A 15,820-nucleotide genomic window follows, 5' to 3' on the forward strand; every position below is an offset into this window, starting at 1 on the left:
CAATTCCCTCAACTAAACCTCAGCAAGGGTATTTTTTCTCTTAACCGCTGCTTTAGATTATCCGGAAAGGCTTTCTTTCCCATAAACAGGTCCGTCAGCAGTTCACAGCCTCGCTGCCCGTACTTCTGAATTAGCAGATTGCGCATCGATGGCTGGGCATAAAATATCCAGGCCATCAAACTGGATGTTTTCAACTCGGGAAGCAGCCTTTCTTCCAGCAAGGCCTGATAGGTCTGCCCGGCAACTGCACTTGATTCCCCACTTTCTATAAGGGCCTTGGCGGCCAATTCCCCTGAATACAAGGCATTCGAAATTCCCTCGGCCGTCAACGGGTCGGCAAATCCTGCCGCATCGCCAGCCAGAAAAACCCGGCCATTGGAAAAGCCAGTTGTTCTGGGTGCAATCGGAATCTGGAAGCCATGCGCAGAAGTGGAAAGCAGCTCATTGATCTGCAGTTTTTTCAGATAGGCCTGGTAGTAATCCTTTAGATTTATTTTCTGCTTTTTGAGGCTACAGACTCCCAGCGACAAATGCTTCTTTTTGGGAAAACACCAGGCATAGCCATAGGGTACCGCATCCACGTCAAAGCGAGTGGTCCGGGACAACCGCTCAAAGTCATCCGGATTCACGGCTACTTCGTATTCAAGCGCCGGAATAAGTTTTCTGCTTTCTTCCCAGCCAGCCAGTTTGGCGGTAGGACTGAGGGCTCCATCCGCTGCGACTACATATGTGGCCTTGAATGCCCCCATAGAAGTCTGCAATAAAACCCCGTTTTCTTCCTGCGTTAAGCCTTGAAGGGTACACCGCTCAAGCAATTCCGCTCCTTTCTCCCGGGCTTTTGTCACCAGCAGGGAGTCGAAGGAATCCCGCATCACCATGCTGATAATCGGTTCCTCTCTTCGTGCTGAAAAATAGCGCTTGGAACCTTCAAAATAGACTTCGATTTCCCGGCATTCCTTTTCTATCGTGCTGTCGATCGGAAAGGGCAAACGGCTTTTTCCCCGGAATACCAGGCCTCCTCCGCAGGTTTTGTAGCGGGGGAGTGATTCTTTTTCGATCAGGAGGACGCGTTTGTTGGCGGCGGCTGCGGTGTAAGCGGCCATGGCACCGGCCGGTCCCGTGCCGATTACGGCCATGTCGTATGCATTCATGGGCTGAATCAGAGCTCGTCCGGCTCCCTTTCGGGTACATCCGGACCGGTTAGGACTAGTTTCTCGTTCGAGCGATCCATAAAGTATCGCACCTGAATTTTATCCAGATCGGTATCATGAATATTAAGGCAGGCATTGTAATGCACTTTCTGAAACCCCAGCCAGAGCGAACCTTCCTGTGGGGATCGGGGCTCCTCCATTTCCAGCAGACGGACATTCTCGGCGATGGCTCCTTCGGAGCGGGTATAATAGCTTAGAAATATCCCCAATTCCTTTGCCTTCTCTGAAAATAAGGACTCCAAAGATGCCTGTAGACTGTCTTTAGGATCCTGTTCCTGCCAATCAAAAACCCACTTTTCCTGCATGTTCCTCGAAAATTAATGATTATAAGTAGTACCGGAATTCGCCCGAAACGGTAATAGTCCATTCCTGAAAGATTAGCGTATTACTTGCGAAAACCCTAAGGAGCTTTAAATATAAATAGTTAACTTGGAATCGAACAGAATAACAACCAACAATTCCCCATTTTCCATGATAAGCACCAACCCTTTCCCGACTTTCCCTGATTTTTTTTACCTAAAAACACCTGTTTTCCATTAGTAATTAACTGAATTGGGAATCCTCCGTTCAGACGTAACCAAGCAATCAATTTAATCTTTAAAAATAACCCAAACGAATGAAACCAATTGTTCAGATCAGTTTAGATTTAACGAATATTGAAGAAGCGCTGGAAACGGCGGCCATGGCCATGCGTGCCGGCGTAGACTGGCTGGAAGCCGGTACGCCCTTGATTCTGGCTGAAGGCCTGCATGGCGTTCGCAAACTTCGCGAAGCCTTTCCTGATACTCCCATTGTAGCCGATTTGAAAACCATGGATGGGGGCTACCTGGAAGCAGAAATGATGGCCAAGGCCGGTGCCACCCATGTGGTCGTCATGGCCCGGGCCCACGAGGAAACCATCAAATGCGTGGTGCAGGCAGGAAAAGATCATGGGGTAAAGGTGATGGGGGACAACCTGGGTTGTCCCGATATGGTGGCCGGAGCCAAATTCCTGGAAGACCTGGGCTGTGATTTTATCGTTCACCATATCGGTTATGACGAAAGAAGAGGAATTGCCGCAAAAGGAAACCGCATGCCCAGTCCCTTGGATCAGCTTAGAGAAGTGGTAAACGCCGTCAGCATTCCCGTGCAGGCGGTAGGCGGACTAAGCCTGGAGCAGGCCATTTCCACGCCTACCTATGGTGCTCCGCTAGTCGTGCTGGGCGCACCCCTAACCATCGATGCGGATGCCTTTAAAACCGCCGATGGAGACCTGGAAGCTTCGCTGCGCAAAATCTGTGATGCAGTACATGCCCATGGCGATGTGGATATTTCCAACTAAAATAATGAAATCGGACTTGAGTATTGGCCTTGTAAAACCCTCTTAAAAAGAAGCATTTATTGAAATAAAAAACAGTCGAATTCAAGCAGCGCTCGCAGCGAATCCGCAGCGCTCGCCGCGTGAAAGATTACCAAATAAGAGTAGGAATGATTAGCATTCTTTCTAGATTTTCCCAAATTAGCTTCGGGTCAGGTTATGAGCTCTTAAAGAAAACAATTAAAAGATGAAATCGAGCATGACGTACCCGTCAGACACTGGGATGATTATAAGCGATGCGAGATTGCACTCCGATTCTGATCTGGGCAAGTTGTGACTACTAAAAGACAATTATAAACACATGAAATCAGCAGCAGTAGTAAACTATGCAGAAGCCAAAGGCTCTGTAGAAGTACGTGAAATCGAACAACCCGAAATAGGAGAGGACGAAGTATTGTTGGAAGTGGCCAACGTAGGGGTTTGTGGCAGTGACCTGCACCAATGGACCTCGGATCACAGCTGGCCGGTGAACTATCCCGTAGTATTGGGACACGAATTTGGCGGAAAGATCCTGGAGATCGGTTCCCGGGTGGAAGGATGGAAGACCGGGGACCGGGTGGTGAGTGAAACCGCCGCCGTGATCGACCCTCTGAATCCCATGAGCCGCGTCGGGCTGTACAACCTGGACCCCACCCGAAAAGGCTTTGGCTACGGGGTGAATGGGGCCATGACCCGCTTTGTAAAAGTACCGGCCCGCTGCCTGCACCGGGTACCAGAGCAGGTGCCTTTTGAGGAAGCCTGCCTGACCGAGCCTTGTTGTGTGGCCTATAATTCCGTAGTAATGAACTCCAATATCCGTCCTGGCGACCGGGTGGTCGTCATCGGTCCGGGGACCATTGGCATGCTTTGCGCCGTCATGGCCCGCTTAAACGGGGCTGAGGTGGCCGTTCTGGGCCTGGAAGCCGATAAGGGGCGGTTGGAAATTGCCAAGGGATACGGTTGCGAAGGCCTGATCGGAGATGCCAGCGAATGGGCCCGATCCCGGGATGGCCTGGGTGCCGACCTGATTGTGGATGCCGCAGGAGCGAGCGCCACCCTGAAAATCGCCATGGACCTGGTGCGCCCCAACGGGCAAATCACCAAGGTGGGCTGGGGGCCGCAGCCCTGTAATTTTTCCCTGGACCCCATCGTACAAAAGAACGTCCGCCTTCAGGGGAGTTTCAGCCACAATTGGCCCATCTGGGAAAAAGTCATTGGCATGATGGGTTCCGGCATGCTGGACGTAAAACCCATTATCGGAGGCGTATGGCCCGTTACCTCCTGGCTCGAAGCCTTTGAGAAAATGCATCATGGAGAAGTGGTAAAAAGCGTACTCAAACCCGTCTGATCATGCGACTAAAAGGAAAAGTAATCATCGTCACCGGCAGTACCACGGGCATCGGCAAAGCCATCGCCCTTCGCTGCGCAGCCGAAGGAGCCAAGGTGGTGTTACACGGGCTGGAGAAGGATTGGGGAGAAGCGGTATTGCAACAAATAGGAGCAGAGCAGGCCGTTTTGCACGTGGAAGACCTGCAAAAGGAGGGCTGCGCGGAGCGCCTGGTGGCCCTGGCCAAAGAGCGTTTTGGAAAATTGGATGCCGTAGTCAACAATGCCGCCTGGGTGGTGTCCTCCGATTTGGAAAGCGTGGACCGGGCCTTTCTGGAGAAAGTGCTGGCCATCAATTCCATCGCCCCGCTTTTGCTGATCAAAGCCGCCCTTCCCGAATTATCCGCCAACAAAGGCAATGTATTGAACATCGGTTCCGTCAATGCCTGGAGCGGTGAACCCAATCTATTGGCCTACAGCATGTCCAAAGGCGCGCTGATGACCATGACCCGAAACCTGGGCGACAGCCTTTTTCGGGATAAGGGTGTCCGCGTCAATCAGATCAACCCGGGTTGGGTGCTCACGGAGACCGAAAAGCAACGGAAAAAGGAACATGGCCTTTCAGATACCTGGTACGAAGACCTTCCCAAAATGTACGCCCCGGCCGGGCGAATCATTGCTCCGGAGGAAATTGCCGCCGCCGCTATCTTCTGGCTGTCCGACGAGTGCGGACCCGTCAGCGGACAGGTGATGGAACTTGAACAGTACCCCCTGATTGGCCGCAATGCCCCCAAAGATGCAAGTACCATTCATTAATTTTTCAACCAATAGATTATGCCAAAATTAGCCGCATTTCCCAAAGCCTACATGCAAGCCCTGTGTAAGGACGGAACCATGAAACTGGAAGAATGGATCCAGCTCGCCAGTACCCTGGACATAGAAGGACTGGAGTGGTACGCGGGTTTTCTGGAAATGGAAGACCGCACCCGCTGGCCCGAATTCAAGGCCCGGGTGGAAGATACCGGAAAAGTAATTCCCATGATGTGCTGTTCCCCGGATTTTACCCATCCGGATGCTGCTTTTAGGGAAAAGGAAATTGCCAAACAAAAACACTGGATCGACATGACCCATGCCCTGGGCGGTAGTTATTGCCGGGTACTTTCCGGGCAAAAACGACCCGAACTAAGCCTGGATGAGGGCGTAAAACTGGCGGCCGATGCCATCATGAGTTGTATTCCCTATGCCGAAGAGCGGGGAATCACCCTGATTCTGGAAAACCATTACAAGGACGATTTCTGGACCTATCCGGAATTTGCCCAGAAAATGGATGTATTCTGCCAACTGGTAGACAGCATACAGCATTCCCATTTTGGGGTCAACTACGATCCCAGCAATACCTTTCTGGCCGGCGAGGATCCCCTGGAACTGCTCCATCGGGTGTCGGACCGGGTGGTCACCATGCATGCCAGCGACCGTTTCCTGAAATACGGCACCATCGACGACCTCAAAAAAGAAGAAGGCGGGGCCGTGGGCTACGCCAAACGGTTGAGTCATGGGGAGATTGGTAAGGGACTGAACGATTACGATGCCATCTTTACCGAACTGAAGCGTGTGGGATTCGACGGCTGGGTCAGCATCGAAGACGGCGTGGACGGCATGGATCAATTGGAAAGAAGCGTGGCATTTCTAAAGAAAAAGCTCGCCATCTACTGGCCCGAACAAGCCTGATTTCGTACCTCCCAGTCGACCGCAAGTTTGAGGTCAATTGGGAAAAAGATGAGCGCATGGAATAAAAAAAGTTGATTTCACGCCGCGCTCGCCGCGAATCCGCCGCGCTCGCCGCGTGAAACCCTTACTTGTCAAGGGGAGCCGTAAATAGCTTCCTTCGAGATTCTCCCGATTTAATATCGTGACAGGCTATTTGACCGCTAAAAGACAATTATAAACACATGAAAGCAACACTACTCCTTGATTCCCGTTGTGTACTGGCCGAAAGCCCCGTTTGGGAGCCAACGGAAGGCCGGTACCTCTGGGTGGATATCGAAAACGGAACCCTGTACCGACTGAAAAGGGGAGAAGCAACTCCTGAAAAATGGAGCTTTCCCCATCGCTTGACCATGGTCATTCCCGACGGAAACGGCCAATACCTGCTGGCGCTGGACCGGAAACTGGCCAAATTTAACCCCGAAACGGAGCAGCTCGACTGGCTATGTGAAGTGGAGCAAGACAAGCCGGACAACCGCTGGAACGACGGGGCCTGTGATAGCAAGGGCAGGTTATGGGCCGGCACCATGAGTACCAAATTTACCAAGAATGTAGGTTCGCTGTACCTGGTGGATAAGGAGCTGGCTCCAAAGAAGGTCATCGATTTGGTCAGCATCTCCAACGGCATCTGCTGGTCCCTGGACGAGCGGACCCTGTACTATATCGACAGCCCCACCCGAAAGATACAAGCCTTTGACTTCGATCTGGAGAGGGGCTTTATCAGTTTTAACCGGGTAGCCGTGACCATACCCGAGGAACTGGGCACGCCGGATGGCATGTGCATGGATCAAAACGGCAAGCTCTGGGTGGCCCATTACGGGGGATTTGGCGTGTACTGCTGGGACCCCGAGACCGGCCTGCAACTGGACAAAATCGACGTGCCAGCTCCTCACGTCACCTCCTGCGCCTTCGCAGGACCAGACAACGACGAGCTACTCATCACCACCGCCCGCGAAAACCTCTCCGCCGAAAAGATACAGCGGTACCCACAAAGCGGAAGTGTTTTTACATGTAAGGTTCCGGTAAAAGGAGCAAAGGTCTACGGACCGCACTTTTAATTCCCAGAGGCAGGTAGTGAATGATAGTATCTTGCCGGGAGAATAGCCGGTTGTTTCCTCTGGACATTTTCCGTGAAGGAGGGAGCGGTAGGATTTGTTCTGGCGTATTTTTTTCTTGTACCCAGGTTATTTTTATTCGGTAGGCTGGATTTTTTGAATTTTATTTCCAGCCATTCTTAAATAAAACTACTATATTGTTCGTGTATCTGGTAGGGTTTGGAAACGGCTGTTGGACAACTTTTCCATGGAAGCTCGATATATTTTCAAAGGCTGACGAAACCTCGGATTAGATGGCTTACTTCCCTACCGGACACAGCAATAGTCGAAGAAATAAACCCTGGCAAAAAGACAGACTAATAAGGGGGATCCAGTCGTAAATGGTCGGATAAGCCTGATTTTTGTTTGGGATATATATTAGTTATGCACCATTCTAAAACAGAGGGACATAGGCGAAAAATGCAAGAAATTTTGTAACTTCGTAGAAGTTTAAGACCAAATTATATGTTTAACACAATCGAAATTGACAGGAGTAATCTGACCATAATGGGTGTAAAATTTTCAGATTTGAAAACACTTGAAAGCACTGCGAATGCCTTAGGAAGTAATATGTTTGAAGGTTTTAAACCAACTCCGAAAGGAATTGAAATAATTAGAGACTATGTAATGGGAAAAATTTCATTGAGCGAGCTAGTGAAATTTGGAAAAGAAAAGGCATATGTCTAATTCCTATAAATATTTAGACCCTGACTACACTTACACAGACCCAAAAACAGGAATTTTAAGAAATCTCCAAGATATTACGGAACCCGATGTATTACTTTTTGTTGAAAGTGGTGCTGTTACAAAACGACTGCAACAGCTTTACGAAAATCCGATAAAGATTAAAGCCATTGAAAGTCTTTTTGAAATTCATAAGCACTTATTTCAAGACATTTACGATTGGGCAGGTAAAAAAAGGATTGTTGAGATAAGTAAAGACGGTAAACAATTTTTTCCAACGACGCATTTCGACAATGCCTCTAGATTCATTAACGGCTTAATAGCTGATTTTAAGAAAATCCCAAAAGACAACAAAAAGCAATTAGCTGAAAAATTGGCGGAAATTTTAGACAATGTTAATTACTTACATCCTTTTAGAGAAGGAAACGGACGAACACAAAGAGAGTTTTTAAGATTAATAGCGTTAGAAAAAGGATTGAATTTAAACCTCAACCCTCCCGACAATAAAAGTGTTTTTGAAAGATATATGAAAGGGACTGTTGAGAGCGACTTAACAACTTTGACTGAGCTGATTTTTGAATTAATTGAACCCAAAAACTAAAAAAGGAACGGTGCAAAACATCACCTTGGACCCAGCGGGCGGTTCCGTGTAAATATGAAAATTAGTTTCTTTAAGAAGTTAGGAGTAGGTTGGAAGCGAGCGGCTCCGCATGCCTCCCTGACGTTAGGCAGGCCCGCCGTCTCCAAGCTGAATCACGTGTGTGACTTGAATCAGCCCCAAGGGGCTGAATGCTTTGAAATGGATGGAGGACGATTGGGTAACCATTAGAGAGGCCCTCCGATGGCGGCTTGCCGGAGCAGCCATCAAACCGCCTTATGCTGCATCTGGCGGAAACTCCGATGTGGTGAATGGCTAAGGAAAAACGGGAATATAAATTCCCGTAGGTAGGCACTGTGGAGCTGAACGAGAGTGAACCAACGATGAAGTCTCGATATGGCAAATTATGATGTGAAAAACAGGTAGTTACGTTTGTACCTGTGATAAGTGTGGCAGACGTCCGGAAGATACCGGGCACACCGCATCCGGGGTAAAGTTGGCAGAGCCTGTCCCGATATCGGGAAACGCTGTACAGGCCATTTCAAGGAACAAGTGAACTCTACACCGGTCTGTAAAATCGAAAGAGGAAGCAGACTTTCAGGGAATGTGGAAGAGATGTAGGGGGCAGACCCATTCGAAGTAGTGTTGAGGCTCCTGTAATGGGAGTGAAGCGAAGGGGTGAGCATACCATGTTTCGCCTTTATTTACAACCTTGTTCATTCAGGGGAGGATTTATGGAAAAGAAGCAGGACCACCGTTAATTGATCAAATTAGCGCATTACCTTTAAGTGGTTGTTGGTATGAAGAGCCCCCGATGCATCGGGGCAGGCAGTGTGAGGTGAGAGTTTCACGCACAGCCTGTCCCGACTTTTCGGGAGTTCCGTGGGAAGGTAGGGGTGAAATTCCCCCGCCTGACCCGATTATAGCGCATATTGAGAAAGTAAATTGACAACTAACCAGCTTTTTAAAATTTTGAAAATAGTAACTTTTAAGTTACATTCACGTTTATGGATAAAGTAAGGGAAGTCATAGCCTACCAAGACCATTTTGAGAACTTTCTGAAATAGCAGACAGCGAAAGTTTAAAACAAAATTTACAAGGTTATTGAGGCTATTGAAACCCTGGAAAGAGTACCCAAAACCTACTTGCAACCTATCAAGACCAAGAAAGGGTTGTTTGAAGCCCGTATTCAGTTGGGATCAAATATTTGGAGAGTGTTTTGTTTTTTTGACGAAGGCCAGCTTGTTATTTTATTAAATGGCTTTCAAAAAAAGTCACAAAAGACACCACCTAAGGAAATTGAAAAGGCGAGTAAGTTGATGGACCAATACTTTGCTGAAAAAAAGAAAAGAAAGAAGCCATGAATACAAAAAGCTGGAAAAACATAAAAGATGATGTGTATGGAATGAAAGGCACATCACGAAGAGACGAACTTGAAAGAGATTTTGAATCATTTAAGATCGGGGTATTATTAAAGAAGGCCCGGGAGGACAGGAATTTGACTCAGGAGCAGCTGGCGGAATTAGTAGACAAGAAAAGAACCTATATTTCAAGAGTCGAAAATAACGGAAGCAACCTAACGCTTAAAACACTCTTCGACATAGTAGAAAAAGGATTGGGAGGAAAAGTCAAAATTTCCATTGAAGTTTGAAAACCAAATACGCGCTCAGACAGCTTGATCAATTCGCAGGCGCAGTGAAATGATGTCACCTTGTATCCGTTTTTTTCCATCCTTCGATAGCCGGGGGGAATACTTAGGAAGTGGGTGGGGGTACTTGAGAAGTGGGGTAGGGTACTTCCGAAGTTAGGAAACCGGCACGATAAACCAAATCAATACTTTAAAGGAGTTATACATAAAATGGAAGAACCCAAAAAATTTTACTCAACAAGAGGCATAGCGATTGCGACTTTCGTTGGGGGACCGCTTGCTGCCGGATATTTGGCAAAGAAAAATTATGAGACCTTAGAACAACCCGATCATGCAAAAAAATCGCTTGTTATAGGAGTAATAGCCAGCATAGTACTTTTTGCGGGAATATTTTTGATTCCGGAAGAAATCATTGATAGCATACCTAGTGCCCTCATTCCATTAATTTATACAGTGATCATCTACCTAATCGTTGAGAGCATTCAAGGGGAACGGCTAAAAAATCATAAGGCATCGAATGGGGAATTTTATTCTGCCTGGAAAGCGGCTGGAATAGGTGCCATTGCGACGGTGATTACCATTGCGGTAACGTTCTTGGTTGCGGTTATTTTCAGTTGATTTAGAAATTTTAAAAAGGGATGGTTGCTCTCAGTGCCGTATTCCTTGTTGGCACCGGATTTTGGTTAATTGCCTGCTGCTTGAGGAATTCATTTTGGCTAAAGCCGGGGGATTTTGCTATTCCAATTTTAAGAATGGGCTAAAGCCGCATTCCTATTGAGAAATTATCATTTGGGTCCCGAGTTCGTTTAATCAATTGCCTGCTGCTTGAGGTATTCATTTTGGCTAACCCCAGGGATCTTGCTATTCTATTTTAGGAATGGGTTAAAGCCGCATTCCTATTGAAAAACAACCAATTAGAGGAATGGTATAGAGCCGCATTCCTATTGAGGAATAGTCATTTGGAACCAGCATGCTTTTAATCAATTGCCTACTGCTTCAGCTGTAGGCAATATTGATTTTTCCCCAGTCTGGGGCATTAGCCAAAACTTTTATCATTGAACCTTTCCAACCCAAATTTCACCATTTGATCCATTTTGGCTATGGTTCAGGTTTCTAATTTTAGGAATGGATTAAAGCCACATCGCTATTAACGAGTAATTATTGGAACCCGGATTTTGATTAATTGCCTGCTGCTTGAGGTATTCATTTTGGCTAACCCCAGGGATCTTGCTATTCTATTTGGAGAATGGGCCAAAGCCGCATTCCTATTGAAAAATAACCAAATAGAAGAATAGTCTAAAGCCTCATTTAATTGTAGAATCATCGCTTGAAACCAGCATGCTTTTAATCAATTGCCTACTGCTTCAGCTGTAGGAATTATTGAATTTTCCCCCATCTAGGGCTTTAGCCAAATCTTTTATGTTTGAACCTTTCCAAACCAAATTTTACCAATTCATCCCTTTTGGCTAAGGTTCAGGGTTTTATTTTATGGAATGGATTAAAGCCAGATTCTTTCTAACGAATAATTATTTGGCACCGGGTTTTGGTTAATTGCCTGCTGATTGAGGTATTGATTTTGGCTAAAGCCAGGGAACTTGCTATTCTATTTGGAGAATGGGCCAAAGCCGCATTCCTATTGAAAAATAACCATTTAGAGGAATGGTATAGAGTCGTATCCGTATTGAGGAAAATATTTATTTAGGACCAGCATGCTTTTATTCAATTACCTACTGCTTTAGCTGTAGGCAATATTGATTTTTCCCCAGTCTGGGGCTTTAGCCAAATCTTTTATGTTTGAACCTTTCCAAACCAAATTTTACCATTTGATCGATTTAGGCGATGGTTTGGGATTCTATTCTATGGACTGGGCTAACGGCGCTTTTCTATTTATGTCGGGGTTTCTAAGAGGACCAAGGCGGCTGATGGGATCAGGCCAACAGGTAAAATCTCCCTCCGATAGGGCATTGGTTTTTTTTGATTAAGAATTAAATTTTTGAAACAGTTGACCATCGACCTATTAATTTCCTAAATTGAAGCAAAAAGCATGGCAAACCTCACGTTAAAATAACAAGCCATTGGAAAAATTGATCGCATCTCTCGAAATAAAGGAGGGGAAGATGGCCTTGAAATCACTTTTTATAGCATGGGAAGACAACAACGATTATAAAGAAATAAGAAGCACGAGTTGAAAAGCATGAGATACTGGTTCCGAATGAAATACCTTTTAGACACCAATAGCTGCATTCATTTTTTAAGACGAAAGTTTGCGCTGATCGAAAGGTTGCAGGAGATACAAATTGAAATTGTTGCTATTTTTAAAATTACATTTGCTGAACTAGTCTTCGGGGCAGATGTAGAATAAGAGCACCCAAAATGATCGACAAAAAAATTACCACACTTATTGGGAAAGCCATACGGGAAGGGAGATACCTGAATATTACCTACCAAAATAGGAGCGGGGAGATTACTCCTTTTTGGATAAGCATTCTCGATATCAATGCAAAGGGTGAACTGTGGGTAAACATGTTTAATGTTACCAAAGATGACCCCATCAGAGATGCCAAAATTTTTATTTCCAGCATTCAGACTGCTGAAATCCTGAAATTTTCACACTATGAGGTATCGGAAAAGCTGATTAAAAAGCTGGAAGAGGATGAAAGTTTACAGGTTTTTGAGTTTGACCGGTATGACAATAGTATATTAAACTACTACCTGGAATGCTACAAAGCCAATAAGGACCCCTTTCTTTACAAAGCCCATTTAATTCCGGAGGTGGATTTGACAGAATTGGCGAAGAAAAATCCGTATCCGTTATCCGACGAACAGCAAAAACAGATCATAAAAGATATCTATCATAACGATTACAACAAGTATTTTAACTACGAGCTGGCGATATGTGAATTTTCTATTGATTTACCTTCGAAAGGTAAATTTGTAATTGCCTACCGCAAACTCGAGCTAGATCCCGTCAATAAAACCTTACATGTAGGTAGCAAGACACTATTCAATCCCAACTTTTATATCAAGGATGTAAAGCATTCCTTATCCTACTACACCGATTTAAGTCCTGAAGATTATGAAGCGATGTACTTAAGGGATAAGTCCGAAGCGTTAGCCCTATTGCGGGCCAATTTTAAAACCGGCGAAATGCCAAATACCAGGCCGGAGGTAATTGTTTTGGGATATGCCCAGATAGATATAGCTGGAATTTACGATAACATACATGCCGCCTATGAGCAAAAGGAAATGGAGGTTCCCTTAAAGGCATTTTTTCAAAACCTATCATTGCTGGACAGGCAAAACCGGACCGAACCGCATATTGCGCTGTATGACCGGAATATTAATATTGATCAGATTCAAACCATTTACAATGCGTTGAAATACCCCATCACCTATGTGCAAGGACCACCCGGCACCGGCAAAACACAAACCATATTGAATATTATTGTGAATTGCCTCACCAATGGTAAAACGCTATTGATTTCGTCAAACAACAATGTACCCATTGATGGAATTAAGGATAAATTATACATTGGCAGGTACCGGAACAAGGAAATTCTGCTTCCTGTACTCAGGCTTGGAAACAACAAATGCGTCGCCCAGGCGCTGGATTTAATTAGAGAAAGGATTGCCTTTGAAACAAAGGATGTGCCTAAGGAAAAACTCTTGGTTAATATCAAAGAAAAGTCGAAAGAGAAAAACAGAAAATTGCTGGAGAAGATTAAGAATTATGAAACCAGCATGGAACAGACACAAAACCTGTCTTTCGTAAGCAGTCTGTTGTCAAAAGGAAAAAATCATTTGCTGGAAAAAGAAAAACAGGCCATTGAAGAAAAACTAAGGCAAATCCCAGAAACCAGCAATGACGATCTGGACAATTTATTTGAAGTGATAAAAGATAACCAACAGCTGTTGCAGTTTTTCTACTTCGAATCCTTGCGCTATGTAAAGCGTTTGAATAGCAAGGATTTAACTCCATTGATAGAAATACTGGATATTGAGGAATCCGAAAAACAGGTAAGGGAATTTAATAAATGGATTGCCGATGACGAAAACCTGGAGAAGCTCACAAAAATATTCCCCATTATCCTTACAACCAATATATCCAGTCGTAAGTTGGGTAGGAAATATAAATTTGATTTACTGGTAATGGATGAAGCCGGGCAGTGCGATATAGCCACCAGCCTGATCCCGATTTCAAAATGCAAAAACATGGTTCTGATTGGCGACACAAACCAGCTAAAGCCGATTGTTGTTTTTGAAGAAAGCAGAAATCGACACCTGATGAGCCAGTTTGGTGTAGATAATACCTACGATTACTATAATAATTCTATTCTGTCCATTTATAAAAGGATAGATAATATTTCCAGAGATATTTTGCTGAGCTATCATTATCGCTGTGGAAGGAAAATTATCAATTATTCTAACATGCGGTTTTATGAGAACAGATTAAACCTTTCGAAGATTACAATAAAAGGTGAGGTGAAGCTGATAGATGTGAATAATGTAACCCAAAAGGATAGAAATGCGTGCATCGAAGAAGCACAGGAAATAGTCAAATACATCGCCGAAAATAAGTTAACGGATACGTTTATCATCACTCCCTTCCGAAATCAGCAAGAGGCTTTGAATCATTACCTGAATAAGGCAAAAGCAAATGCCGAAATTGATTCTTCTGTGAGTTGCGGTACAATTCACAAAATCCAGGGGCAAGAGAATAAAACCATCATCATATCTACTTCCATATCCAGCAACACAAGCCCCAGAACCTACGATTGGATAAAAAACAACAGCCAGTTAATCAATGTTGGCGTTACCAGGGCACAGCATAACTTGGTTGTGGTTGCCGATAAATAGGCAATAGATAGGTTATCCAGAAAAGATGACGATTTGTACGCGCTGATTGATTATGTTCAGAAAAATGGTACTACCCAGATCCAAAATAGCATTGCAAACAAGTTTACCATCGGATTTTCGAATGACTCCAAATTTGAAGACGAATTTTATAAAACAATGAGCCATTATTGCACCATACAGGGCACCCGTTTTGAAAGAAATGTAAAGGTAATCAATGTCTTTCCGGGAGAATTAAACAATCCGGATGTAAACAAAAAGGAATTTGACGGCGTCATTTTTCAGGGTAGGATGCCAAAAGTGGTATTTGAAATAAATGGTATAGAACATTTTAAAAATAAAAAGCGAATTGAGTCAGATAAGATTAAAATGCAACTACTGCATTCGAAAAATATCGACAGAATAGTTGTACCCAATCACTATGTGAAACATTACGAATTTATTCGGGAATTAATGAATAAGATCAAAGGAGGTGTTTATCAAAAAGCATTGTTTGGCAGCTAATGTATTAGTTTAAAATCCACCTCTTCGCCCAGCGCTGTTTCATCTCCAATTTTTTTTTTGAACTGATTTAAATAGTTCCCTGTTTGTGGATGATTTTTTCAAAAAAATGTCGAACTTTTTGTTTCTATGCGCATTCAGATGCTTAAGAAAATCGGTTTTCTATTGTTCGCATTCTTTCTGGCCTTTAGGTCTTATGAAATGGTGAATGGGCTAAGTCGCGGTACCATCCCTGATTTGTCCCTTTTTTGAATCAGTTTTGATTTCTTTTTTGTTAGCTCTATTTCTAACGGGTGTTTTTGCGTTTCCGGGATTTGCTTTTCCGACAAGTACGCTGCTTCCTGAGGCTTATTACCGAACCCGCCAACCCGAACGGTTGAAAGCGGCTTATTTTGGGTTGGGAGGGGAGTATTTTAAGCGGATGCTGCTTATTGCCTTCTGAGGTAAGGAGAAGCAGCGAAAGAAATATTTCGATGGCACCAAAACAGGGATTGCTAACCTGGATTTCCAGACCAGGCAATCCGAATTCGGTCATTTGGCGGCCTTTATTTTGCTTGGTGTTGCATCGGCTATGTTATTGTTCCGGGGATATACCTTCATTTTCTTTCTCACCACCTTGTTAAATATAATCGGAAATGGCTATCCGATTTTGTTGCAACGGGTGCATCGCATCCGGATTCAGAAAATTATCGGTGGGTAAATCGATCGGAACCTTTGGATCCGCGTAAAAGAATGGGCTAAAGCCCGATTCCTATTGGATAATAACCAATTAGAGGAATAGTCTAACGCCTCATTTTTTTGAAG

At 44.8% G+C, this 15,820-nt stretch carries 16 protein-coding genes and 1 pseudogene; 15 read left to right on the plus strand and 2 right to left on the minus strand.

The features are described 5' to 3' along the window. Positions 1–8 precede the first annotated feature (8 nt). Together GJQ68_RS18520 and GJQ68_RS18525 are read right to left on the minus strand one after the other, a co-directional pair. On the minus strand, positions 9–1,151 hold the full coding sequence (locus tag GJQ68_RS18520; RefSeq protein WP_162418768.1) for a geranylgeranyl reductase family protein: 1,143 nt from the start codon (positions 1,149–1,151) through the stop codon (positions 9–11). An 8-nt stretch (positions 1,152–1,159) separates the two neighbouring features. Then, positions 1,160–1,516: a hypothetical protein gene (locus GJQ68_RS18525; protein ID WP_162418769.1), complete on the minus strand. Its 357-nt coding sequence runs from the start codon at positions 1,514–1,516 to the stop codon at positions 1,160–1,162. A 311-nt stretch (positions 1,517–1,827) separates the two neighbouring features. Here GJQ68_RS18525 and GJQ68_RS18530 point away from each other — a divergent pair, with 311 nt between their 5' ends. From GJQ68_RS18530 to GJQ68_RS23710, 15 genes and pseudogenes are all read left to right on the plus strand, one after another. After that, positions 1,828–2,532: an orotidine 5'-phosphate decarboxylase / HUMPS family protein gene (locus tag GJQ68_RS18530; RefSeq protein WP_162418770.1), complete on the plus strand. Its 705-nt coding sequence runs from the start codon at positions 1,828–1,830 to the stop codon at positions 2,530–2,532. Between the two features lie 337 nt (positions 2,533–2,869). Beyond that, a complete protein-coding gene (locus GJQ68_RS18535) occupies positions 2,870–3,895 on the plus strand; it encodes a zinc-binding dehydrogenase (protein ID WP_162418771.1) in 1,026 nt (341 codons plus the stop codon). A 2-nt stretch (positions 3,896–3,897) separates the two neighbouring features. Beyond that, complete coding sequence (locus GJQ68_RS18540; protein WP_162418772.1) at positions 3,898–4,689, plus strand: SDR family NAD(P)-dependent oxidoreductase; 792 nt, start codon at positions 3,898–3,900, stop codon at positions 4,687–4,689. Between the two features lie 18 nt (positions 4,690–4,707). Beyond that, on the plus strand, positions 4,708–5,601 hold the full coding sequence (locus GJQ68_RS18545; protein WP_162418773.1) for a sugar phosphate isomerase/epimerase family protein: 894 nt from the start codon (positions 4,708–4,710) through the stop codon (positions 5,599–5,601). A gap of 221 nt (positions 5,602–5,822) precedes the next feature. Continuing rightward, positions 5,823–6,695: an SMP-30/gluconolactonase/LRE family protein gene (locus GJQ68_RS18550; protein ID WP_162418774.1), complete on the plus strand. Its 873-nt coding sequence runs from the start codon at positions 5,823–5,825 to the stop codon at positions 6,693–6,695. A 501-nt stretch (positions 6,696–7,196) separates the two neighbouring features. Continuing rightward, positions 7,197–7,418, plus strand: coding sequence for an antitoxin VbhA family protein (locus tag GJQ68_RS18555; RefSeq protein WP_162418775.1), 222 nt, complete (start codon positions 7,197–7,199; stop codon positions 7,416–7,418). Continuing rightward, positions 7,411–8,016 carry a Fic/DOC family protein gene (locus GJQ68_RS18560; RefSeq protein WP_162418776.1) on the plus strand — a complete coding sequence of 202 codons (606 nt, stop codon included), beginning with the start codon at positions 7,411–7,413 and terminating at the stop codon, positions 8,014–8,016. The genes GJQ68_RS18555 and GJQ68_RS18560 overlap by 8 nt, the downstream gene beginning before the upstream one ends. Before the next feature lie 54 nt (positions 8,017–8,070). After that, positions 8,071–8,244, plus strand: a complete 174-nt coding sequence (locus GJQ68_RS18565) for a hypothetical protein (RefSeq protein WP_162418777.1) — start codon at positions 8,071–8,073, stop codon at positions 8,242–8,244. 860 nt (positions 8,245–9,104) lie between these two features. After that, positions 9,105–9,377 (plus strand): type II toxin-antitoxin system RelE/ParE family toxin, encoded by a 273-nt coding sequence (locus GJQ68_RS18570; protein ID WP_317174457.1) that lies wholly within the window; start codon positions 9,105–9,107, stop codon positions 9,375–9,377. Further along, a complete protein-coding gene (locus tag GJQ68_RS18575) occupies positions 9,374–9,664 on the plus strand; it encodes a helix-turn-helix domain-containing protein (RefSeq protein WP_162418778.1) in 291 nt (96 codons plus the stop codon). Before GJQ68_RS18570 ends, GJQ68_RS18575 begins: the two co-directional genes overlap by 4 nt. Before the next feature lie 207 nt (positions 9,665–9,871). Continuing rightward, complete coding sequence (locus tag GJQ68_RS18580) at positions 9,872–10,279, plus strand: hypothetical protein (RefSeq protein WP_162418779.1); 408 nt, start codon at positions 9,872–9,874, stop codon at positions 10,277–10,279. A 1,755-nt stretch (positions 10,280–12,034) separates the two neighbouring features. After that, positions 12,035–14,518 carry a DEAD/DEAH box helicase gene (locus GJQ68_RS18585; protein WP_202927973.1) on the plus strand — a complete coding sequence of 828 codons (2,484 nt, stop codon included), beginning with the start codon at positions 12,035–12,037 and terminating at the stop codon, positions 14,516–14,518. A gap of 156 nt (positions 14,519–14,674) precedes the next feature. Then, complete coding sequence (locus GJQ68_RS23240) at positions 14,675–15,019, plus strand: hypothetical protein (RefSeq protein ID WP_235941788.1); 345 nt, start codon at positions 14,675–14,677, stop codon at positions 15,017–15,019. Positions 15,020–15,287: 268 nt separating this feature from the next. Next, a complete protein-coding gene (locus GJQ68_RS23245; protein WP_202927975.1) occupies positions 15,288–15,458 on the plus strand; it encodes a hypothetical protein in 171 nt (56 codons plus the stop codon). A gap of 24 nt (positions 15,459–15,482) precedes the next feature. Continuing rightward, positions 15,483–15,716, plus strand: a pseudogene (locus GJQ68_RS23710) (glycosyl-4,4'-diaponeurosporenoate acyltransferase CrtO family protein); the annotation flags it as partial. Between the last annotated feature and the right edge of the window lie 104 nt (positions 15,717–15,820).

The organism is Cyclobacterium roseum (genome assembly GCF_010119225.1).
Classification (GTDB): Bacteria; Bacteroidota; Bacteroidia; order Cytophagales; family Cyclobacteriaceae; genus Cyclobacterium; species Cyclobacterium roseum.

Coding starts and splice junctions, on each gene's coding strand:
- GJQ68_RS18520 (WP_162418768.1), bottom strand. CDS start 1,151: ATGAATGCATACGACATGGCCGTAATCGGCACGGGACCGGCCGGTGCC.
- GJQ68_RS18525 (WP_162418769.1), bottom strand. CDS start 1,516: ATGCAGGAAAAGTGGGTTTTTGATTGGCAGGAACAGGATCCTAAAGAC.
- GJQ68_RS18530 (WP_162418770.1), top strand. CDS start 1,828: ATGAAACCAATTGTTCAGATCAGTTTAGATTTAACGAATATTGAAGAA.
- GJQ68_RS18535 (WP_162418771.1), top strand. CDS start 2,870: ATGAAATCAGCAGCAGTAGTAAACTATGCAGAAGCCAAAGGCTCTGTA.
- GJQ68_RS18540 (WP_162418772.1), top strand. CDS start 3,898: ATGCGACTAAAAGGAAAAGTAATCATCGTCACCGGCAGTACCACGGGC.
- GJQ68_RS18545 (WP_162418773.1), top strand. CDS start 4,708: ATGCCAAAATTAGCCGCATTTCCCAAAGCCTACATGCAAGCCCTGTGT.
- GJQ68_RS18550 (WP_162418774.1), top strand. CDS start 5,823: ATGAAAGCAACACTACTCCTTGATTCCCGTTGTGTACTGGCCGAAAGC.
- GJQ68_RS18555 (WP_162418775.1), top strand. CDS start 7,197: ATGTTTAACACAATCGAAATTGACAGGAGTAATCTGACCATAATGGGT.
- GJQ68_RS18560 (WP_162418776.1), top strand. CDS start 7,411: ATGTCTAATTCCTATAAATATTTAGACCCTGACTACACTTACACAGAC.
- GJQ68_RS18565 (WP_162418777.1), top strand. CDS start 8,071: ATGAAAATTAGTTTCTTTAAGAAGTTAGGAGTAGGTTGGAAGCGAGCG.
- GJQ68_RS18575 (WP_162418778.1), top strand. CDS start 9,374: ATGAATACAAAAAGCTGGAAAAACATAAAAGATGATGTGTATGGAATG.
- GJQ68_RS18580 (WP_162418779.1), top strand. CDS start 9,872: ATGGAAGAACCCAAAAAATTTTACTCAACAAGAGGCATAGCGATTGCG.
- GJQ68_RS18585 (WP_202927973.1), top strand. CDS start 12,035: ATGATCGACAAAAAAATTACCACACTTATTGGGAAAGCCATACGGGAA.
- GJQ68_RS23240 (WP_235941788.1), top strand. CDS start 14,675: ATGAGCCATTATTGCACCATACAGGGCACCCGTTTTGAAAGAAATGTA.